Source organism: Microbacterium sp. Z10_103 (assembly GCF_058310455.1).
In genome coordinates, this window is sequence record NZ_JBZEGK010000001.1 from 1,081,679 (window position 1) to 1,102,510 (window position 20,832).

Genomic DNA, 20,832 nt, shown 5'->3' on the forward strand with positions numbered 1-20,832 from the left:
CTTCGCCTTACTGAGCAGCCTCGAAGAGCGAGAGCACTTCGACCTGCGGATCGGTCAATGTCAGAGTCACGACGGGACGTCCGTGCCCCTGAGCCAAAACAGTTGCGTCACCAGCGGCCTGCGCCTGGATCAGTGAACTGAACGTGAACGGGCGCCCAGGAATTTCCAGGTCGACCTCGGACTGCTCGATGATCTGCAGGAACACGCCGACGGCGGGGCCGCCCTTGTGGTACTGCCCGGTGGAATGGAGGAACCGCGGACCCCACCCGAACGTGGTCGGGCGCCCGGAGTCGGCGGCGACGAGTTCGCGGAGACCCTGCAGCTGCGGCAGCGCGTGCCGGTTCACGTAGGCCTGGATGCTGACGTAGCCGTCGGCCGGGATGCTCGCCCACAGCGCGTCCAGCACACCGGCCAGGGTCCCGGATGCGGCGAGGGCGGGGTCGCTCACACGGACTTCGACGCCGTCCGTGGTGAAGGCGGGCGCGGAGGGTTCGGGACGAGCGTCCAACAGGCCACGCGTCGCGTCCTTGGCGGATTCGACATCGGGCTGGTCGAAGGGATTGATCCCCAGCATCCGCCCGGCGATCGCGGTGGCGTACTCCCACACGATGAACTGGGCACCGAGCGAGCCGCTCACGAGGATCTCGTCGAAGTGACTCTCGAAGAGCCGGAAGTGCTGGGCGTCGTCGACGAAACGGACGATCTGGAGGTCGGCGGGTGGTTCCTCCACCTCCGGGGAGACCGGCAGCAGCACCACGGGGAGGATGCCCGTGCCGCTCTTACCCGTCGACTCGGCGATGAGCTGCTCGATCCAGTCGGGCAGCCCGACGATGTGCGTGCCGTCGGAAACCAGCCCCAGCTTGTCGCGGCGAGGGTCCCCGCCGGCGATGGCGGCAGCCAGCACGAGCGCGGGGTTTCCCGGGTCGTCGATGGCGACCTCGAGGAGGGTCGCCTCGGCCTCGTCGAGGAGCTCACCGACGTCGACGCCGGCGAGCCCGGCCGGGACCAGCCCGAAGGCGGTCAGGGCCGAGTAGCGCCCGCCGACCTCGGGGTCGGCCGGGAACACGCGGTAGCCGTCGGCGAGAGCGGACGCCTCCAGAGGTGAGCCGGGATCGGTGACGACGACGATCCGCTCGGTCGGGTCGATGCCGACGTCGCGGAACGCCGCTTCGAACGCGCGCTTGGCGGAGTCCGTCTCGATCGTCGAGCCGGATTTCGAGGAGACGACGAGAACCGTGTTCTCCAGGCCCCCCGCTTCGGCGTCGCCGTCGATCGCGGCGAGCACCTGGCCGGGGGCGGTGGAGTCGAGGATCACCAGCGGGACGCCGGCCGTCTGCGCGATGACCTCGGGTGCGAGGGACGATCCGCCCATGCCGGCCAGGACGACCCGCGTGATGCCCTGCGAGACGAGCTGTGCCCGGAGGGCTTCGATCTCGGCCACGAGCGGACGCGAGGTCGAGACCGCCTCGACCCAGCCCAGTCGCCGGGATGCCTCGGACTCGGCGGTCGCGCCCCACAGGGTCGCGTCACCGGCGGTGATGCCGGAGGCGACCAGGGAGGCCGCCAGCCCAGGAACGATCGTGTCCACGAGCTCTTTGGGACGCCCGGAGACATGGATCTCAAAGCTCACGAAGCGGCCTCCGCGGTGCCGGCCTCCAGCGCCTTCGAGACGGTTTCCTGCAGCTCGTGCCACGAGGCGATGAACTTCTCCACGCCCTCGTCCTCGAGCACCTGAGTGATGTCGGCGAAGTCGACGCCGGCGTCGGCGAGATTCGCGAAGACCTCGCGTGACGCTTCGTAGCTGCCGGTCACGGTGTCGCCCTCGATCACGCCGTGGTCGAAGGTCGCCTCGAGCGTCTTCTCCGGCATCGTGTTCACGACGCCGCGCGCGACCAGCTCCGTCACGTAGAGCGTGTCGGGAAGATCCGGGTTCTTCACGCCGGTCGACGCCCACAGCGGGCGCTGCACGGTGGCGCCGGCATCCAGGAGCGCCTTGGCGCGCGGCTCGGCGAACTTCTGCTCGTACAGCTCGTATGCCAGGCGCGCGTTGGCGAGGCCGGCCTGCCCCTTGAGGGCGACGGCCTCAGCAGTGCCGACGGCGTCGAGCCGGTTGTCCACCTCGGTGTCGACGCGGGAGACGAAGAACGAGGCGACCGACTGCAGCGTGGAGATCTCGTGGCCGGCTGCCTGCGCCTTCTCCACGCCGGTGAGATACGCGTCGATGACTTCGGCGTAGCGCTCCAGGCTGAAGATCAGCGTCACGTTGACCGAGATCCCCGCGCCGATGACTTCGGTGATGGCGGGGAGGCCCGCCTTGGTCGCGGGGATCTTGATGAGCACGTTCGGGCGGTCGACGGCCGCGGCAAGCTCTTTCGCCTGGGCGATGGTCGCTTCGGTGTCGTGCGCGAGTTCGGGGGAGACCTCGATCGACACCCGTCCGTCGACGCCGCCGGTCTCGGCGAACACCGTCGCGAAGACGTCGGAGGCGGCGCGGACGTCGTCGGTGGTGATCTCGAAGATCGCGTCGTCGACGGAGGCGTTCTTCGCGGCGAGCTGGCGCACCTGAGCCTCGTACGCCTCGCCCTGGGAGAGGGCGCCGGCGAAGATGGTCGGGTTGGTGGTGACACCGCTGACGTTTCGCGTCGCGATGAGGTCCGCGAGGTTGCCCGTCAGGATGCGCTGGCGCGACAGGTCGTCGAGCCAGATGCTGACGCCCTCGGCGACCAGTTTGGCGGTGGGGGTGCTCATGAGTTCTCCTTGTGCTTGATCGCAGCAGTGCCCGCGGCCGCGATGCTCTCGCGTGCGGCCTCGACCACGGCCTCGGCGGTGATGCCGAACTTCTGGAACAGGGTCTGATAGTCCGCCGAGGCGCCGAAGTGCTCGATCGAGACAGACCGGCCGGCGTCTCCGACGATGCCGCGCCACGGGAGGGCGATGCCCGCCTCGACCGACACCCGCGCGCGCACCGACGACGGAAGCACCGACTCGCGGTACTCCGCATCCTGCTCGTCGAACCACTCCAACGACGGAGCCGAGACGACGCGGGCATTGACACCCTCGGCGGCCAGTTGCTCACGCGCGGCGACCGCGACCTGAACCTCGGACCCGGTGCCGATGAGGATGACGTCGGGGGAGCCGTTCGGAGCATCCACGAGCACGTAGGCGCCGCGGGCGGCGGACTGCGCCGACGCGAAGGTGTCGCCGGATGCGGCGCCCTCTCCGCGGGGGAACACCGGAATGTTCTGCCGCGTCAGCGCGAGACCGGCCGGCCCGTCCGTGCGCCGGAGGATCTCCAGCCACGCCACGGCCGTCTCATTGGCGTCGGCCGGACGCACGAGCGCGAAGTTCGGGATGGCGCGGAGCGTGGCGAGCTGCTCGATCGGCTGGTGGGTGGGCCCGTCTTCGCCGAGGGCGACGGAGTCGTGCGTCCAGACGAAGATCGTGGGGATGTTCATCAGCGCGGCCAGACGCACCGGCGGGCGCATGTAGTCGCTGAAGATGAGGAAGGTGCCGCCGAAGGGCCGCGTCGGGCCGTGCAGCACGATGCCGTTGAGGATCGCGCCCATCGCGTGCTCGCGGATGCCGAAGTGCAGCACGCGCCCGTACGGCGATCCCTGCCACTCGTGGGTCGACCACTCCTCGGGGATGAACGACTCCGCCTCCTTGATGGTGGTGAGGTTCGACTCGGCGAGGTCGGCCGACCCGCCCCACAGCTCGGGAAGCTCGGCGGCGAGGGCGTTGATGACGGTGCCGGAGGCGGCACGCGTCGAGACCTCCTTGCCCGATTCGAAGGCGGGGAGCGCGTCGGCGATGTCGGCGGGGAGCTCGCGGGCTTGCAGGCGGTCCCACAGCGCCTTGCGCTCGGGGTTCGCGGCGGCCCACGCATCGAACCGTTCCTGCCACGCGGCCTTGTCGGCCTCGCCGCGCTCGACGAGCGAGCGCGTGTGTGCGAGAACGTCGTCGGCGACGGCGAAGTTCTGCTCGGGGTCGAATCCGAGCACTTCCTTGGTCGCGCGGAGCTCGTCGGCGCCGAGGGCGGAGCCGTGGATCTTGCCGCTGTTCTGCTTGCCGGGGGAGGGCCAGCCGATGATCGTCTTGAGAACGATGATCGAGGGCTTGTCGGTTTCGCCCTTGGCCGCCTCGATCGCGGCGTAGAGCTCCGCCACATCCTCGACGTACTGTCCGGACTTCTTCCAGTCGACCGTCTGCACGTGCCAGCCGTAGGCCTCGTAGCGCTTCGCGACGTCTTCGGTGAAGGCGACGTTGGTGTCGTCTTCGATGGAGATCTGGTTGGAGTCGTAGATGACGACGAGGTTGCCGAGGCTCTGGTGACCCGCGAGCGACGACGCCTCGCTGGTGACGCCCTCCTCGAGGTCGCCGTCGGACGCGATGACGTACACGAAGTGGTCGAAGGGGCTCTCGCCCTGCGGCGCGTCGGGGTCGAACAGGCCCCGCTCGTACCGGGCCGCGTAGGCGAAGCCCACCGAGGAGGACAAGCCCTGGCCCAGCGGGCCGGTCGTCATCTCCACGCCGTCGGTGTGGCCGTACTCGGGGTGTCCCGGAGTCTTCGAGCCCCACGTGCGCAGCGCCTCCAGGTCGGAGAGCTCCAGGCCGAACCCGCCCAGGTACAGCTGGACGTACTGGGTCAGCGACGAGTGACCGGCCGACAGGACGAAGCGGTCACGCCCGGGCCAGTGCGGATCGGCGGGGTCATGGCGCAGCACCCGCTGGTACAGCAGGTACGCGGCCGGTGCGAGGCTCATCGCCGTGCCGGGATGGCCGTTTCCCACCTTCTCGACAGCATCCGCTGCCAGCACTCGTGCGGTATCCACCGCACGACGATCGATTTCATCCCATTGCAAGTCCGACACGCGGTCGCCTTTCTCGATCCCTGTGCCCAGCCGCATTCGGTCCGCGGCCTCGATGCACGAGGGTCAGAGGGAGGGATGCGCTGGGCGCGCTTCGTTGCCAGCATAGCGAAGCGGGGAACTTGCCGGGTCGGTCGTGACGGCTTCCGACCTGCGTAGGACGAGACGGGGGCGCTCAGCCCCATGGCCTAGACTGAACGCACCGAAACGGTGCTCGAAACAGGGGGCGATGGACATCTCTACGACGACGAATGCGCCGTTGCCGACCGCACCCCGCTCCGTCGGTCGTACGATCCGCGCCTACGTCGCTCTCACCAAGCCCCGCGTGCTGGAGCTCCTGCTCGTCACGACCGTTCCGGTGATGATCCTGGCGCAGAACGGGCTGCCGAACCTGTGGCTCGTGCTGGCCACGGTGATCGGCGGGTCGATGAGCGCAGGATCGGCCGCCGCGTTCAACATGTACCTCGACCGCGACATGGACGCGCACATGCAGCGCACCAGTAAGCGTCCGCTCGTGACCGGCGAAGTCTCCCCCCGCGGTGCGCTCATCTTCGCGTGGACGCTGGCCGCAGTGTCCACGGTCTGGTTGCTGGTCACGACGAACTGGGTCGCCGCCGCGCTGTCGGCCGCCGCCATCTTCTTCTACGTCGTCATCTACACGATCCTGCTGAAGCGCCGTACCGAGCAGAACATCGTGTGGGGGGGCATCGCCGGATGCTTCCCGGTGCTGATCGGCTGGTCGTCGGTGACCGGAACGCTCAGTTGGTCGGCGCTCATCCTGTTCGTGCTCGTCTTCCTGTGGACGCCGCCGCACTACTGGCCGCTGTCGATGAAGTACAAGGACGACTACGAAGAGGCCGACGTGCCGATGCTCGGGGCGACGCGTAGCGGCCCGCAGGTCGGCCTGCAGGTCATCCTCTACGCGTGGGCGACCGTCGCGTGCTCGCTTCTCCTCATCCCCGTCGCCTCGATGGGCCTGGTCTACACGGTGTCGTCACTCGTGTTCGGCGGCTGGTTCGTTTACGAGTCACACCGCCTGTACTCCCGCGCCGTTCGGGGTACGGAGCCGCGTCCGATGCGTGTGTTCCACGCGTCGATCACGTACCTCACGCTGCTGTTCGTGGCGATCGCGGTCGACCCGCTCCTGCCGTTCTGACGCGGGACGCCGCCGAGAAACGACGATCCCGCCGAGACATAGCGCGTTGCGCTGTTTCTCGGCGGGATCGTCGTTTCTCGCGGGTCAGTCGCGGGCGTTAGCCGGCGGCGTCGCGGTGCTGGGGACCTCGACGTCGGGGCCTTCGGCGATCACCGGGTCGGTCGCGATGACCGGGTCGGCGTGCGTCGACGCTGCGGCGGGTGCTACGGCCGGGGTGGCGGCGGGTGCTGCGGCCGGGGTGGCGGCGACGGGGGCGGCGGATGCGGCGGCCGGGGCGGACGCGGTGCTGGCGCTGTACTCCGGAGCGGGCGCGGCAACCTCGTCGTCGGTCCAGTCGATCGTCTCGATCTCTTCGACGGCGAGACGGGGGCGCAGGGTGCTGTACGTCGCGACGGCGAGGGTGAGCAGCAGGCCGACGAGCCCGGAGCCGAGGACGATGGCGGCGGCCAGAACGGCGGGCTGGCCCACGTAGACCTCGATCGTCGCCTCGGCGGACTGGCTCACGATGGCCGACTCGATGCGCGACAGGCGGTCAAGGACGAGCCAGGCGCCGACGCCCGTCAGGATGAGGGATCCGACCAGGAGCACCCAGAACGGGATGCTGCGGATCAGGCTGGGGCGTGAGGTCATAAGGGGCGTTCTCCTCGGTGATTTCCGGGCACGGTCGGCCGCGGCATCCCCCCAGCTTGACGCATCGGCATGGACATCGCCTCCGCGCCGTCCATGAATCCCCTATGTGGCGGACTTATCTCGCCGCGGGTCTTCGTCGGTCGCCGGGAGCTTCAGGTGCATGACGACCGCGGTCATCGCCGCGACCAGCACCACCGCGAGCACCATGTGGATGTTCACGAGGACGACGGGCAAACCGGCGCGAGCCTGCCACAGCCCCACTGCGGTCTGGGCGGCCTCGACGGCCAGCAGCAGCCCGACCCACAGGCGCAGGCGGAGACGCGACGGGGTGCGCCACGCGCCGACCAGCAGGATCAGCGTCGCGGCCAGGAGAGCGTAGGCGGGCCAGGAGTGGACGTGCTGCATGAACTGCGGGTCCAAGCCGTTGCGTGCAGCTCCGCCGTCTCCGGCGTGCGGCCCGGAACCCGTCACCAGGATGCCGACGACGACCGTGATGAGCACGAGCAGGCTCGTGACATGGGTGAGGGCGGCGAACCAGGCCGGCACGGCGCGCACGCGCGGGCCGGGTGTCGCGTAGACGCGGGCAACGAACACGGCCGACAGCGCCACGAGCACGACCGAGGCGAAGTAGTGCAGTCCGACGACGAACGGGTTGAGGTTCGTCAGCACCGTGATGCCGCCGATGATCGCCTGCAGCGGCACGTAGAGGCCGATGGCGAGGGCGAGCCAGAACAGGTCGGGCCGCGTGCGCCGCATCCGGACCACGAGGAGGAAGGTCGCGATGGCCACGGCGACGAGGACGAACGTCAGCAGCCGGTTGCCGAATTCGATCACCCCGTGGATGCCCATCTCCTCCGTCGCGACGAAGGAGTCCGCCGTGCACCGGGGCCACGTGGGACACCCCAAGCCCGATCCGGTCAGGCGCACCAGACCACCGGTGCCGACGATCCCGATCTGGACGATCAGCGTGGCCCAGGCCGCGGCGATCACCCGCCGGTCCACCCGCGCCGGAAGCCATTCCCGTCGTTTGCCGGAAACCCCGGAGCGGATCGGCACGGGAGTCTGCACGGACATGCGAGTCGCCTCCTGGACGCTGCTGACGAGGGGCGGCCGACGCGGCGGCGGCGGCCCCGGGGAAGAGCCGGAACCTGTAGAATCAAAGGGTTCGGGATGCGGACGCTGCGCGTTTCGCATCACTGACAGTCTAGGCGCGGGAATTGCGCCCACAGAGCGGGCCCACCGACGGCTTCCCCCCTCCGGAACTCCACGGAGGACGTGGGAATTCCGGGGCGGATCACACCGTTGCGGCCCGAGAGGAGAGTGACCGACATGGCTGATGTCCTGATCGACCGGCCCGAACTCGAGAGCCTCGGCGTCTACGAGTTCGGATGGCACGACGCCGATGCCGCTGGCGCCAGCGCAAGGCGTGGGCTGAGCGAAGCCGTCGTGCGCGATATCTCTGCCCTGAAGGCCGAGCCCGAGTGGATGCTGAAGACCCGCTTGAAGGGGTTGCAGCTGTTCGACCGCAAGCCCATGCCGACCTGGGGTGCAGACCTCAGCGACATCGACTTCGAGAACATCAAGTACTTCGTCCGCTCCACCGAGAAGCAGGCGCAGACGTGGGAAGACCTCCCCGACGACATCCGCAACACCTACGAGCGCCTGGGCATCCCCGAGGCCGAGCGTCAGCGGCTGGTGTCGGGTGTGGCGGCTCAGTACGAGTCCGAGGTGGTCTACCACCAGATCAACGAGCAGCTCGAAGCCCAGGGTGTCATCTTCATGGACACCGACACGGCCCTGCGTGAGCACCCCGAGTTCTTCACCGAGTATTTCGGCAGCGTCATCCCCGCGGGTGACAACAAGTTCGCCGCGCTCAACACCGCGGTGTGGTCGGGCGGATCCTTCGTCTACGTGCCGCCCGGCGTGCACGTGGAGATCCCGCTCCAGGCCTACTTCCGGATCAACACCGAGAACATGGGTCAGTTCGAGCGGACGCTGATCATCGCCGACGAGGGTTCCTACGTTCACTACATCGAGGGCTGCACGGCTCCGATCTACAAGAGCGACTCGCTGCACTCGGCCGTCGTCGAGATCATCGTGAAGAAGAACGCCCGTGTGCGGTACACGACCATCCAGAACTGGTCGAACAACGTGTACAACCTCGTCACCAAGCGTGCCGTCGCCCACGAGGGCGCGACGATGGAGTGGGTCGACGGAAACATCGGGTCCAAGGTCACGATGAAGTACCCGTCGATCTTCCTGATGGGCGAGCACGCCAAGGGCGAGACCCTGTCCGTCGCCTTCGCCGGTCCGGGACAGCACCAGGACGCCGGCGCGAAGATGATCCACATGGCGCCCTACACGCAGTCCTCCATCGTGTCGAAGTCGATCGCCCGCGGCGGTGGCCGCGCCGGTTACCGCGGCGAGGTCCGCGTCGACGCCAACGCGCACCACTCCGCCAACACCGTCCGGTGTGACGCGCTGCTGGTGGACTCCATCTCGCGCAGCGACACGTACCCGGCGATCGACATCCGTGTCGACGACGTCCAGCTCGGCCACGAGGCCACGGTCTCCAAGGTCAGCGAAGAGCAGCTCTTCTACCTGCAGTCGCGCGGCATGCCCGAAGACGAAGCGATGGCGATGATCGTCCGCGGCTTCATCGAGCCGATCGCACGGGAACTGCCCATGGAGTACGCCCTCGAACTGAACAAGCTCATCGAGATGGGCATGGAAGGATCCGTCGGCTAAATGACGACCGCGACCGCCCCCCTGCCGGGAAGCTCAGCGCACACCGACGGAGGATGGGACCGGGCCGACGTGCCCGCCGCGCCCATCCAGACCCGTTCCGAGCGACCCTGGTCTTTCAACCCCGCCGACTTCGGCGCCCCCACCGGGCGTGAGGTCAACTGGAAGCACACTCCGATCGACCGCCTCGGTGGTGTGCTGGCGCCCGGGGATGATGCATCCGCTGTGCGTGTGGTGACCGGGAACGCCGCCGCGTACCTGGTGGCCGACTCCACCGTGCGGGGCGAGTTCTTCCGCCCCGAAGATCTGCCGGCCGCCATCGCGTGGCAGCGCGCCGGCGGGCTGCATGTCCGCATTCCGGCGAACGAAGACCTCGCCGAGCCGCTGCGCATCGACCTCGTCGGCGAGCGCGCCGACGGGTTCGGTGCCGCGCACATCGTGCTGGAGGCGCTTCCGAACTCCCGCGCGACGGTGATCCTGTACCACTCCGGATCGGCGCAGTACGCGCAGAACCTCGAGATCCTCGTCCGCGACGGGGCGCAGCTGACCGTCATCTCGGTGCAGCGCTGGAACGACGACGCCGTGCACGCCGCCACCCACCAGGCGCGGGTCGACCGTGACGCCAAGCTCATCCACGGGGTGGTTACCCTCGGCGGCAGCGTCGTTCGCGTCAATCCCTCCGTCGAGCTCGCCGGTTCCGGCGCCGAGGGCCGGATGTTCGGTCTGTCCTTCGCCGACGCCGGCCAGCATTTCGAGTCGCAGGTGTACCTGCACCACAAGGGTCCGCACACGGTCGGCGACGTCCTCTACAAGGGAGCCCTGCAGGGCGTGAGCGCGCGCAGCGTCTGGATCGGCGACGTGCTCATCGGGCGGGATGCTGTGGGCACCAACTCGTACGAGGCCAACCGAAACCTCGTGCTCACCGACGGTGCCCGGGCCGACTCCATCCCGAACCTCGAGATTGAGACGGGCGACATCCTCGGTGCCGGCCATGCCAGCGCCACGGGCCGGTTCGACGACGAGCAGCTGTTCTACCTGCAAGCGCGCGGCATCGACGAGGAAGAAGCACGACGACTCGTCGTGATCGGCTTCCTCAGCGAGATCGTGCAGCGCATCGGCGTCCCCGACCTCGAGCGGGAACTCGCCGCGGAGATCGAGCGCGAACTGGTCGAAGGCGAGGCGCTGTGAGTGCCGCGCGTGTGTGCGCCCTGAGCGCGCTGGAGACCGACACCCCGCTGCGCGTCGAGGTGGGTGGCGTCCCGATCGCCGTCGTGCTCGACTCCCACGGCGACGTGCACGCCATCGGCGACACGTGCACCCACGGCGAGGTTTCGCTCTCCGAGGGGTTCGTCGAAGACGACACGCTCGAGTGCTGGGCGCACGGCTCGGCATTCTCGCTGCGCACCGGACACCCCCTGAACCTGCCGGCCTTCGAGCCGGTGCCCGTCTATGTCGTCGAGATCGACGGCGATGACGTGCTCATTGACCCCACCCGAACGAAGGAAGTCTGAATGTCTGTCCTCGAGATCCGCGACCTCCATGTGACGGTCGAGACGGATGCAGGCACCACGCCCATCCTCAACGGCGTCACCCTGACGATCGGCACGGGAGAGACGCACGCGATCATGGGCCCCAACGGGTCCGGCAAGTCCACCCTGGCGTACACGATCGCCGGTCACCCGAAGTACACCGTCACGTCGGGTTCGATCACCCTCGACGGCCAAGACGTGCTGGCGATGACCGTGGACGAGCGCGCGCGCGCCGGCCTCTTCCTCGCGATGCAGTACCCGGTGGAGATCCCCGGCGTCACCGTGACGAACTTCCTTCGCACCGCGAAGACCGCGATCGACGGCGAGGCGCCCAGCATCCGCGCCTGGACGAAGGACGTCAAGCACGCCATGACGAACCTGCGCATGGACCCGAAGTTCGCCCAACGCAACGTCAACGAGGGCTTCTCCGGTGGTGAGAAGAAGCGCCACGAGATCCTTCAGCTCGAGCTGTTGCGGCCGAAGATCGCCGTCCTCGACGAGACCGACTCCGGCCTCGACGTCGACGCGCTCAAGATCGTGTCGGAGGGCGTCAACCGCGCCAAGGCCTCCAGCGACCTCGGCGTGCTGCTGATCACCCACTACACGCGGATCCTCCGCTACATCCGCCCCGACTTCGTCCACGTGATCGTCAGCGGACGCATCGTCGAAGAGGGCGGCCCGGAGCTTGCCGACCGACTCGAAGAAGAGGGCTACGACCGCTTCATCACCGAGGCCGGAACCTCCGTCGACGCCTGACGGCGACGCCAAGCATAGGATCGTGACATGACCGCAACCCTCGCACCTGACAAGTACGACGAGGTCACCGAGTCGCTCAAAGACGTCATGGACCCCGAACTCGGGATCAACGTCGTCGACCTCGGCCTCATCTACGACCTCGCCTGGGACGACGAGAACGACGCACTGGTCATCCACATGACGCTCACGTCGGCCGGCTGCCCGCTCACCGATGTGCTCGAGGAGCAGACGGCTCAGGCCCTGGACGGGGTCGTCGAGCGCTTCCGCATCAACTGGGTGTGGATGCCGCCGTGGGGTCCCGAGCGGATCACGGACGACGGGCGCGACATGATGCGGGCCCTCGGCTTCGCCATCTGACCGCCTGTCACCCCGGCCGATGCGAAAGGTCCTGATCCTCGGGGGTACCGGGTGGCTCGGGGGAGCGATCGCCCGGGCGGCGCTGGCCGATGGATCTGACGTCACCTGCGTGGCGCGCGGACGGTCGGGAGCGGTTCCGGCCGGTGCGAACCTCGTTGCGGCCGACCGGTCGGATCCCGGCGCGTACGACGCGGTCCGCGGCACATGGGACGCCGTGGTCGAGGTCTCGTACGACAGCGGCTTCGTCAGCGCCGCCCGCGAGGCCCTCGCCGGGGACGCCGGGCACTGGACCCTGGTGTCGAGTGTGTCGGTGTACCGGCGCAATGACGAGCCCGGTGCCGACGAATCCGCCGATGTCGTCGAGGGGGACGATCCTGCCGACTACGCGCAGGCCAAAGTCGCCGCGGAACACGCATCCGCCCGCACTCTCGCCGAGCGGCTCCTCATCGCCCGTGCGGGTCTGATCGTCGGTCCGGGAGACCCCACCGATCGGTTCGGATACTGGCCGGCGCGGATGTCCCGGGGCGGGCGGGTCCTCGCCCCGGCGACGGCGGACCGCTTCGTGCAGGTCATCGACGTCGACGATCTCGCGCAGTGGATCGTCCGTGCCGGCGCCACGGGTGTGGCCGGCACGATCAACGCGGTGGGCCCACCGACGACCTTCGACGATGTCCTCGCCGTCGCGCAGAACGTGACGGACTTCGAGGGCGAGATCGAGGCGCGCGACGATCGGTGGCTTCTCGAGCGCGATGTCCGCTACTGGTCCGGCCCGCGGTCCCTGCCGCTCTGGTTGCCGATCGGCGACACCGGCTTCGCCCGCAGGAGCGATGCCGCCTTCCGAGCGACCGGCGGGGCGACGCGTCCCCTGCCGGAGACCCTCACCCGCACGCTCGCCGACGAGGTGGCGCGGGGAATCGACCGGACGCGCCGGGCGGGACTCTCCGCCGCGGAGGAGTCCGAGCTGCTGTCGTAGGCTCGTCGGGTGAGCGTCAACCCGCTGAGAGCACTGCCGATCGACGAGCTCCGCGAACGATCGAGCTCGAAGTGGCGGACCTACGGCGACGACGTCCTGCCGCTCTTCGTCGCCGAGACCGACTTCCCCCTCGCACCGGCCATCACGCGCACTCTGGCCGACGCGGTGCGGCGCGGAGACACCGGCTACACGCCACCGGACCCCGGACTTCGCACCGCCTACGCCGCGTTCGCCGACCGCCGCTTCGGCTGGAGCCCTGACCCGGCCCGGATGCGTTCCACGTGCGACGTCATGATGGGGCTCGTGGAGGTGCTCCGCGCCGTCGTCAGCCCCGGCGACCGGGTCGTGGTCACGCCACCGGTGTACCCACCGTTCTACGACGCCATCCCCGAGGCCGGCGGCGTCGCCGAACGGGTTCCCCTGCGCGACACGGGCACGGGGTGGGAGCTCGACCTCGACGCCATCGACCGGGCGCTCGCGGGTGGGGCGCGGGCCGTCCTTCTGTGCAACCCCCATAACCCGACCGGAACGGTGCATGCGCGCGAGATGCTCGCGGAACTGGCGTCGACGGCGGCGCGACATGGCGCGGTCGTCCTCAGCGACGAGATCCATGCGCCGCTCGTCCAGCCGGGCACACCGTTCACCCCGTTCCTCTCCGCCTCCGACGACGCGGCGGCGGTCGGGTTCGCGCTCGTCAGCGCGAGCAAGGCGTTCAATCTGGCGGGCTTGAAGTGTGCGCTCATGGTCGCCGCATCCGATGCCCACGCCGGGGTGCTCCGCGGGATGCCGGCAGAGGTCGAATGGCGGACGGGTCACTTCGGCGCCCTTGCCTCCGTCGCCGCCTTCGCCCCCGAAAGCGACGGATGGCTCGACGCGCTCCTCGCCGCACTCGACGAGAACCGGCGCCTCCTGGCCGCGCTGCTCAGCGAGCACCTGCCCCGCGCGGGTTACCGCATCCCCGATGCCGGATTCCTGGCGTGGGTGGACGTGTCGGCGTACGGCTGGGGGGACAACCCCGCGCCGCGGATCCGCCGGGAGGCCCGGGTCGCCCTGCACCACGGGCCGCTCTTCGGGAACGAGGGCTCCGGGCACGTCCGCATCAACTTCGGCTGTTCCCCCGACGTGCTCCGCGAGGCCGTGGAGCGCATCGGCGCGCTGGCGCGCGCGTGACCCTCCGCACACCGGCGAGCGGTGTCTGGAGCGCGCAGTTCGTCTGGGTGACGCTCGGCGCCGTCGCGCTCATCTTCCTCGCGGCCATCCAGTCGCTCGCGGTGACCACCGTCATGCCGGTCGTCAGCGCCGACCTCGACGGCGACGCCCTGTACGCGGTCGCCTTCTCCGGCACGCTGGCCACCAGCGTCATCGGCATGGTCGCCGTCGGGGCGTGGTGCGACCGCGGTGGGGTGCTCGCCCCGCTGACCACGGCGGTGGTGCTCTTCGTCGTGGGACTGATGATCGCCGGGCTCGCCGGGACCATGGAGGTGCTCGTCGTCGGCCGCCTCATCCAGGGCCTGGGAACGGGCGGGCAGACCGTGGCGCTGTACGTCGTCGTCGCGCGGGTCTATCCGCCGACCCTGCACGGACGCGTGTTCGCCGCTTTCTCGGCGGCATGGGTCGTGCCGTCGCTGATCGGGCCCTTCCTCGCCGGTGCCGTCGCGGAGTTCCTGCACTGGCGGTGGGTCTTCCTCGGGGTCGCGGCGCTGACGGTCGTCGCTTTCGCCATGGTCGTCGCACGCCTGCGCGGGCAGCCGCTGGGAACCGACCACCCCGCGACGCAGCGCGTCGGTCCGCGGCTGGCGTGCGCGGCAGCAGTCGCGCTGGGGGCCCTGGCTCTCGGTCTCTCGGGCCGGCTCGGCGGACTGTCGTGGGCGGGAGTGATCGGGTCCGTCGTCGTCATCGGCCTGGCGGTGCGTCCTCTTCTCCCCGCCCGGACGCTGCTTCTGGGGCGTGGGCTGCCGAGCGTCGTGCTGATGCGAGGGCTGATCGCCGGTTCGCTCTTCGGCGCCGAGGTCTACATCCCCTACCTGCTGATCGACGAGTACGGGTTCTCGCCGACGTGGGCAGGTCTCGCCCTCGCCGCCGCAGCGCTGTCCTGGGCGACCGCGGCGGAGGTGCAGGGGCGGGTCGGGGATCGCCTCGGGAACACGCGGATCGCCGTGATCGGTACAGCCATGCTCACCACCGCGACCGTCACGGCGCTCCTCACGGCGCTCCTCCACGTCCACCCCGCGCTGCTGATCGCGGGCTGGGCGTTCGCCGGCGGCGGGATGGGTCTCATGTACCCCCGCCTGACGGTTCTGACGCTCGCCTACTCGACACCGCAGAATCAGGGTTTCCATTCGTCGGCGCTGTCGATCTCCGATGCCCTCGGAACGGCCATGACGATCGCGGTCATGGGGCTGGTCTTCACCGCTCTGACGGGTGCCGGCGGCGGTTTTTCCGCGGTGCTCGCCATCGCGGCCGCCCTGGCGGTGTTCGCGATCGTGCCAGGGCTGCGTCTGGGTCGCGCGCGCGAGCGGCCTTGACCGCGGGCGCCTCTCGCGCTAGACCTTGCGACGGCGGCGTGCCGCCGCGAGGAATGTCCCGCCCGCCGCGATGAGCAGTGCCCCCAGAGGCCAGAGCACGGCGCCACCGGAAGCGTTGCCTCCCGTCGCCGGGAGTGTGCTGATGGACGGATCCGGCGTCGCCGGTCCCGGCGCGCTCCCGCCGGGAGTCGCGGTGGGCTCAGCGGGCGTTGGGGCGGTGCTGGTCGGCGTCGGGGTTGGAATCGGCGTCGGGGTTGGAGTCGGCGTCGGGGTTGGCGTGGGCGTCGGCCCCGCTTCGACGCACGACAGAGTCGTCGCGAACGGGAAGTCGTGCACCTCGCGCGGCCCGCGGCCTGCGACGCCGCCGTGAATGAACGACGCAGCGATCACGTTACCCTCGATGTTCTGCGTGACCTGCCAGTTCAGCTGTGCGCGCGGAGCGTAGATCGTGCCGCGCAGACTATCTCCGCCTGTGACGAGCACGCTCGTCGCGTCGACGAAGTTCCAGAGGATGTAGGGCGCCGAAGCGCCGCTGAGGCCCGGCATGCTCGGGATCTCGCCGTTGAAATCGCCGGTGATGTTGACCAGCAACGGGGTCGTGCTGCTGGGCGCGGGGTCGATGACGAGCTCACCGAGCCCGGCGAGCTCCTCTGCGCTGAAAGAGAGCACATTCGTCACTCCGGAGACGAGGGGCGCCCGGACGTTCCCCCCGGCGGGCACCGGGCGCGTGGCCGGCTGCCCGTCGTCTCGCTGGAGCAGTGTCACCGTGGTCGCGCACGTGCCCAGGGTGGCGGAGGTGTCCCGGTACAGCTCGTAGGCGCCTGCGATGTCCAGCACGTCCGAGGGCACAGGCTCGCCCACCGAGGCGGCGGGTTGCGGGACGACGCTCTCGATGCGGGGCGTCGAGTCGTAGGAGGCGCCCGGCTCCACCACACGGAGGTTGGCGGCAGCGCCGTTGCTGTCTGTGTCCAGCGCGAGGTAGGTGGTGGTATCCGCCACCTTCACGTAGCCCCCTTGGAGGATGCGAAGAATCTGGCCGTCCGGATCCCAGTTGATGCCCCCGCCGACGTACAGCGCGATGTGCTGGGCGTCGCCCGGCGCCGTCACGGTCGGTCGGCCGCCGAAGATGTTGTACGCCGAGGAGAACGAGAGATCGCCTCCCGCGGCCACGGTTCCCTCCGCCTCATCGCCGTCGAGTGCGACGTCGTCTTCCACGAATACCAGGAAGTTGCCGTTCGCGGGCGACCCGTTCAGAGGCTGGGTGACCGGGTTGATCGGGCCGATCGGGTCGCCGGGCGCTGCGGAGGCCGGAAGCGATCCGACCACGAGGAGGCAGCCGAGAGCAATGGCGCCGGCCGCGGCGAGGACAGAGGAAGGGGAGGTGGCGGGGGGAGCCATAGCTCATCGTCGGTCCCCGGTCCCCCGGGGACCAGGGACCTTGGTCCCGTCGGTTGCTCGCGGATCTGCTTCGGCGGGGCGAGCGCCCTCTTCTCCGGGTCAGCTCTCCGCGCGGCCCTCGCGCCAGTAGCCCATGAAGGCCACCGCGCGGCGGTCGACGCCGTGTTCGCCGACAAGGTGGCGACGCAGGGCCTTGATCGCCCCGGCCTCGCCGGCCAGCCACGCGTACATGGGCGCTTTCTTCAACGCCGCGCCGCCTTTCGCCGTCCGGGGCACCTCCCACAGGATGCCCTCGTCGATGTCGATCTCCTCGACCTCGGCGCCATGGCCGGGCGGGATCAGCTCAGCGGCCGCCGCCACGACGGCGGTCTTCAGGTGCGCGTGCCGCGGGGCGCTGCCGCGCGCGGCGACGCGATAGGTGAAACCGGGATGCTGCGGCAGGTATGCCGCGTCGGCTTCGTGCGGCACCTCGAGCACGACCACGCCACGAGCGGAGTCGGGGAGGTGCTCCAGGATCACCGCGATCGCCGGTGCTGCGGTCTCGTCGCCCGCGAGGAGGAAGCACCCGGTGGATGCCGGCGGGACGAAGTCGATGCCGAAGCTCACTCCCGTGTGCGCCGTCGTCGGGGCGAATATCAGCACCTCGTCACCGATCACGGCCTTCTCGATCCATACCGATGCCGGACCGAGCACCTCGTGCGCCACCATGTCGATGTCGACCTCGGCGACGTCGTTGCGCACCGCACGCGTCGTATACGTCCGGAACGGCGGCCGGCCGGCCTCATCCATGTCGCGCCACTGCGTGTACCAGTCGTCGGCGGTGGGCATGACGTCGATTCCCGTGACGGGCGTGGGGAAGACCACCTTGACCCGCTGGTCCAGCCCCGGGTCGCCGTAGTCGGCGAGATCGGGTCCGGCGAAGGTGAAGCGGCGGAAACTCGGCGTGACATCGGTGATCGCCGCGACGCGAGCACGGAAGAAGCGACTGGTGGCGACGGTGGTCGACGTCATGGGGTTCCGTTCAGACAGCTGCGGCGTGGTGGCGGCCGCGGGGGAGGACGAGGGGAGTGCCGGAGACGGGGTCGGGGACGACGAGGGATTCCAGCCCGAAGACCTCGCGGATGAGGTCGCTCGTGATCACCTCGGCGGGAGGTCCACCGGCGATCACCTCGCCGCGGCACATCGCGAACACGTGATCGGCGTAACGGGCGGCGAGGTTGATGTCATGCAGGACCATGACCGTCGTGGTGCCGCGTTCGCGGTTGAGGTCGGTGATCAGGTCGAGCACTTCGATCTGGTGCGCGACGTCCAGGAACGTCGTCGGCTCGTCCAGCAGCAGGATGTCGGTCTCCTGCGCGAGCGCCATCGCGATCCATACCCGCTGCCGCTGGCCGCCGGAGAGCTCGTCGACGGATCGATCGGCCAGGTCGGAGATGCCGGTCGCCTCCAGCGACTGCGCCACCACTTCGTAGTCCCGAGCGTTCCACCGTGCGAGCGGCTTCTGATGCGGATGACGCCCCCGCCCGACGAGGTCGGCCACCGCGATCCCCTCGGGGGCGATCGGGCTCTGGGGGAGCAGGCCCAGGGTGCGGGCCACTTCGCGCGAGGGCCGGGAGTGCACGGCCTTTCCGTCGAGCACCACGGAACCCTTGCGCGGACGGAGGAGGCGGGCGAGGGCGCGCAGCAGCGTCGATTTACCGCATCCGTTGGCCCCCACGATCGCGGTGATCCGGCCAGGGGGGATGACCAGGTCCAGGCCCTCCACGATCACGCGGTCACCGTAGGCCAGGGTCACGTCCTCGGCGGCGAGTTGGTGCGACACGGTCACAGGGAGCCTCCCGAGCGGTTGGTCCGGATGAGCAGGTAGACGAGGTACGGCGCCCCGAGGACGCCGGTGATGACTCCGACGGGGTAGCGATTGTCGAAGGCGAACTGTCCGATGAGATCGGCGGCCAGCACCAGGACGACTCCGACCAGCCCGGCCGGAACGATGAGGGATGCTCCGGGGCCGACGATGCGCGCCGCAATCGGACCCGCCATGAACGCCACGAACGCGATCGGCCCTGCGGCGGCGGTGGCGAAGGCCAGGAGCGCCACCGCGCCGATCAGCAGCAGCACGCGGGTGCGGTGCACGGACACGCCGAGGGCGGTGGCGGAGTCATCGCCCAGACGCAGGACGCCCAGGTCGCGACCGTTGGCGAGGACGATCGGAACGAGCACCGCGGTCGCGATCGCCAGTGGCAGGATCGACGACCATGTCGCGCCGTTGAGGCTGCCGGTGAGCCACTGCATCGCGGTCTGGAGATCCCATGCCGCCGCACGCGAGAGAACGTAGGTCACGACGCTGTCGAGCATGGCGGCAACGCCGATCCCGATGAGGATGAGGCGCGTGCCCGCGAAGCCGCCGCGGTGGGAGAGGAGGTAGATCGCGGCGGCGGTGACGAGGGCTCCGCCCAGCGCGAGTAACGACACCGCGGTCTGGTCCAGAGAGAGCAGGATGATGCCGGCGACGGCGGCAGCGCTGGCGCCGGAGGTGATGCCGATGATGTCGGGTGCGGCGAGCGGGTTGCGGAGCATCGTCTGGAAGATGACGCCCCCGACGCCGAACGCGAGGCCCGAGAGGATCGCCAGGACCGCGCGGGGGAGTCGGAGCTCGCCGACCGTGAAGGACGCGCCGGGGACCGTCTCGCCGAGGACGACACGCAGGACATCCGACAGGTCGTAGAACGTGCGGCCCACCATGAGGCTCACCACGAACAACACGACGGCGACGGCGGCGAGCACCAGTGTGACGGCGGCGTGCCGTCGGACCCGCGCCCGCCGACCCGCGAGGACGACTGCGACGCTCATAGTTCCCGCACCTTCTGGCGTCGCACGATCGCGATGAACACCGGTGCCCCGATGAGGGCGGTGATGATCCCCACCTCGACCTCGGAGGGCCGGGCCACGACGCGTCCGACCACGTCGGCGAGGAGGAGGAGGCTCGCGCCGGCGAGGGCGCAGTAGGGGAGCAGCCAGCGGTGGTCGGTTCCCACGAGCAGGCGGCACAGGTGAGGAATGACAAGCCCCACGAAGGCGATCGGCCCGGCGATCGCCGTCGCGGCGGCGCACAGGAGGACGGCGCCGGAGGAGGCGATCAGGCGCGTGCGGGCCACGTGCTCACCGAGGCCCGTCGCCATGTCGTCACCGAGAGCGAGCGAATTCATGCCGCGCGAAGTGAGCACGCACACCAGCGCGCCGAGCGCGAGGGCGGGCAGGACGACGCCGATCCGGTCCCACGTGGCGCCGCCGATCCCGCCGATCTGCCAGAACCGGAACGTCTCGAGGAGGTCGACGCGGGGGAGGAGGATCGCACTGACGAGAGACATGGATGCGGCGGTGATCGACGCGCCCGCGAGGGCGAGCTTGAGCGGGGTGGCGCCACCACGGCCGAGGGAACCCACCGCGTAGACGAAGACGGCCGCGGCGGCCGCTCCGACGGTGGCGAACGCGAGATAGCCGTAGGGGTTCGACAGGCCGAAGAAGGCGATTCCGATCACCACGGCCAGAGCCGCACCGCCGGACACCCCGAGAATGCCGGGGTCGGCCAGCGGGTTGCGCGTGACCGCTTGCATCGTCATCCCCGACAGCGCCAGGGCGGCACCGACGAGGATCCCGAGCACCGTCCGCGGCAGACGCGCGATCACGGCACCCTCGCCGACACCCGCGGAGGTGCCGGTGAGCCCGCCCCAGATCTCCTCGAGCGAGACCGGGCGGGTGCCGAACGCGACGGAGGCGACCACCAGCAGGAGCAAGGCCACCACGAGGGCGCCGAGCCACAACAGACGTACCGCTGCCGGACGCCGCAGGAGTGCGGTGTCCGGCAGCGATGTCTGCCGCTGGAGGACGGTCATCG

General features: G+C 69.7%; 19 protein-coding genes. 9 read left to right on the forward strand and 10 right to left on the reverse strand.

What is annotated here, in order from left to right; all coding sequences use genetic code 11:
• Positions 1 to 7: 7 nt before the first annotated feature.
• Genes AC4FS2_RS05035 through tkt form a run of 3 tightly spaced genes read right to left on the reverse strand, consistent with a single transcriptional unit; the run spans position 8 to position 4,871 of the window.
• A complete protein-coding gene (locus AC4FS2_RS05035; RefSeq protein WP_491153140.1) occupies positions 8 to 1,630 on the reverse strand; it encodes a phosphoglucose isomerase-related protein in 1,623 nt (540 codons plus the stop codon).
• On the reverse strand, positions 1,627 to 2,748 hold the full coding sequence (gene tal / locus AC4FS2_RS05040) for a transaldolase (RefSeq protein ID WP_491153139.1): 1,122 nt from the start codon (positions 2,746 to 2,748) through the stop codon (positions 1,627 to 1,629). The genes AC4FS2_RS05035 and tal overlap by 4 nt, the downstream gene beginning before the upstream one ends.
• Entirely contained in the window at positions 2,745 to 4,871 is a 2,127-nt protein-coding gene (tkt, locus tag AC4FS2_RS05045; protein WP_491153138.1) for a transketolase, read from the reverse strand. The genes tal and tkt overlap by 4 nt, the downstream gene beginning before the upstream one ends.
• Positions 4,872 to 5,097: 226 nt before the next feature.
• Here tkt and AC4FS2_RS05050 point away from each other — a divergent pair, with 226 nt between their 5' ends.
• Positions 5,098 to 6,024: a heme o synthase gene (locus AC4FS2_RS05050; RefSeq protein ID WP_491153137.1), complete on the forward strand. Its 927-nt coding sequence runs from the start codon at positions 5,098 to 5,100 to the stop codon at positions 6,022 to 6,024.
• 84 nt (positions 6,025 to 6,108) lie between these two features.
• Here the strand turns inward: AC4FS2_RS05050 and AC4FS2_RS05055 are convergent, their stop codons facing one another.
• Positions 6,109 to 6,654: a dinucleotide-utilizing enzyme gene (locus AC4FS2_RS05055; protein WP_491176447.1), complete on the reverse strand. Its 546-nt coding sequence runs from the start codon at positions 6,652 to 6,654 to the stop codon at positions 6,109 to 6,111.
• A gap of 102 nt (positions 6,655 to 6,756) precedes the next feature.
• Entirely contained in the window at positions 6,757 to 7,728 is a 972-nt protein-coding gene (locus AC4FS2_RS05060) for a COX15/CtaA family protein (protein WP_491176449.1), read from the reverse strand.
• Positions 7,729 to 7,983: 255 nt separating this feature from the next.
• Between AC4FS2_RS05060 and sufB the strand changes: the two genes are divergently transcribed.
• From sufB to AC4FS2_RS05100, 8 genes are read left to right on the forward strand one after another with little or no spacing between them, the layout of a single operon-like run.
• Positions 7,984 to 9,402: a Fe-S cluster assembly protein SufB gene (gene sufB, locus AC4FS2_RS05065; protein WP_491153134.1), complete on the forward strand. Its 1,419-nt coding sequence runs from the start codon at positions 7,984 to 7,986 to the stop codon at positions 9,400 to 9,402.
• Positions 9,403 to 10,587: a Fe-S cluster assembly protein SufD gene (gene sufD / locus AC4FS2_RS05070; protein ID WP_491176451.1), complete on the forward strand. Its 1,185-nt coding sequence runs from the start codon at positions 9,403 to 9,405 to the stop codon at positions 10,585 to 10,587. It begins immediately after the preceding gene.
• Positions 10,584 to 10,910, forward strand: a complete 327-nt coding sequence (locus AC4FS2_RS05075) for a non-heme iron oxygenase ferredoxin subunit (RefSeq protein ID WP_491153132.1) — start codon at positions 10,584 to 10,586, stop codon at positions 10,908 to 10,910. The genes sufD and AC4FS2_RS05075 overlap by 4 nt, the downstream gene beginning before the upstream one ends.
• The gene (gene sufC / locus AC4FS2_RS05080; protein WP_491153131.1) at positions 10,911 to 11,684 is read left to right on the forward strand and encodes a Fe-S cluster assembly ATPase SufC; all 774 of its coding nucleotides are present in this window, start codon (positions 10,911 to 10,913) and stop codon (positions 11,682 to 11,684) included. It begins immediately after the preceding gene.
• Positions 11,685 to 11,711: 27 nt separating this feature from the next.
• Positions 11,712 to 12,041 carry a metal-sulfur cluster assembly factor gene (locus tag AC4FS2_RS05085; RefSeq protein ID WP_484509409.1) on the forward strand — a complete coding sequence of 110 codons (330 nt, stop codon included), beginning with the start codon at positions 11,712 to 11,714 and terminating at the stop codon, positions 12,039 to 12,041.
• A 19-nt stretch (positions 12,042 to 12,060) separates the two neighbouring features.
• The gene (locus AC4FS2_RS05090; RefSeq protein ID WP_491176454.1) at positions 12,061 to 13,014 is read left to right on the forward strand and encodes an NAD-dependent epimerase/dehydratase family protein; all 954 of its coding nucleotides are present in this window, start codon (positions 12,061 to 12,063) and stop codon (positions 13,012 to 13,014) included.
• Positions 13,015 to 13,023: 9 nt separating this feature from the next.
• Positions 13,024 to 14,184: a MalY/PatB family protein gene (locus tag AC4FS2_RS05095; RefSeq protein WP_491176457.1), complete on the forward strand. Its 1,161-nt coding sequence runs from the start codon at positions 13,024 to 13,026 to the stop codon at positions 14,182 to 14,184.
• Positions 14,181 to 15,539: an MFS transporter gene (locus AC4FS2_RS05100; RefSeq protein ID WP_491176459.1), complete on the forward strand. Its 1,359-nt coding sequence runs from the start codon at positions 14,181 to 14,183 to the stop codon at positions 15,537 to 15,539. The genes AC4FS2_RS05095 and AC4FS2_RS05100 overlap by 4 nt, the downstream gene beginning before the upstream one ends.
• An 18-nt stretch (positions 15,540 to 15,557) precedes the next feature.
• On the opposite strand, the gene AC4FS2_RS05105 is transcribed toward AC4FS2_RS05100, so the two are convergent.
• The 5 genes from AC4FS2_RS05105 to AC4FS2_RS05125 all read right to left on the reverse strand — a co-directional run bounded on the left by AC4FS2_RS05105 (position 15,558) and on the right by AC4FS2_RS05125 (position 20,830).
• Entirely contained in the window at positions 15,558 to 16,937 is a 1,380-nt protein-coding gene (locus AC4FS2_RS05105) for a collagen-binding domain-containing protein (RefSeq protein ID WP_491176461.1), read from the reverse strand.
• A 99-nt stretch (positions 16,938 to 17,036) separates the two neighbouring features.
• Positions 17,037 to 17,948 (reverse strand): siderophore-interacting protein, encoded by a 912-nt coding sequence (locus tag AC4FS2_RS05110; protein ID WP_491153126.1) that lies wholly within the window; start codon positions 17,946 to 17,948, stop codon positions 17,037 to 17,039.
• A gap of 10 nt (positions 17,949 to 17,958) precedes the next feature.
• Positions 17,959 to 18,765 carry an ABC transporter ATP-binding protein gene (locus tag AC4FS2_RS05115; protein ID WP_491176464.1) on the reverse strand — a complete coding sequence of 269 codons (807 nt, stop codon included), beginning with the start codon at positions 18,763 to 18,765 and terminating at the stop codon, positions 17,959 to 17,961.
• Positions 18,762 to 19,787, reverse strand: coding sequence for a FecCD family ABC transporter permease (locus tag AC4FS2_RS05120; RefSeq protein ID WP_491176466.1), 1,026 nt, complete (start codon positions 19,785 to 19,787; stop codon positions 18,762 to 18,764). Before AC4FS2_RS05120 ends, AC4FS2_RS05115 begins: the two co-directional genes overlap by 4 nt.
• Positions 19,784 to 20,830 (reverse strand): FecCD family ABC transporter permease, encoded by a 1,047-nt coding sequence (locus AC4FS2_RS05125; protein WP_491176469.1) that lies wholly within the window; start codon positions 20,828 to 20,830, stop codon positions 19,784 to 19,786. The genes AC4FS2_RS05120 and AC4FS2_RS05125 overlap by 4 nt, the downstream gene beginning before the upstream one ends.
• Positions 20,831 to 20,832: the final 2 nt, after the last annotated feature.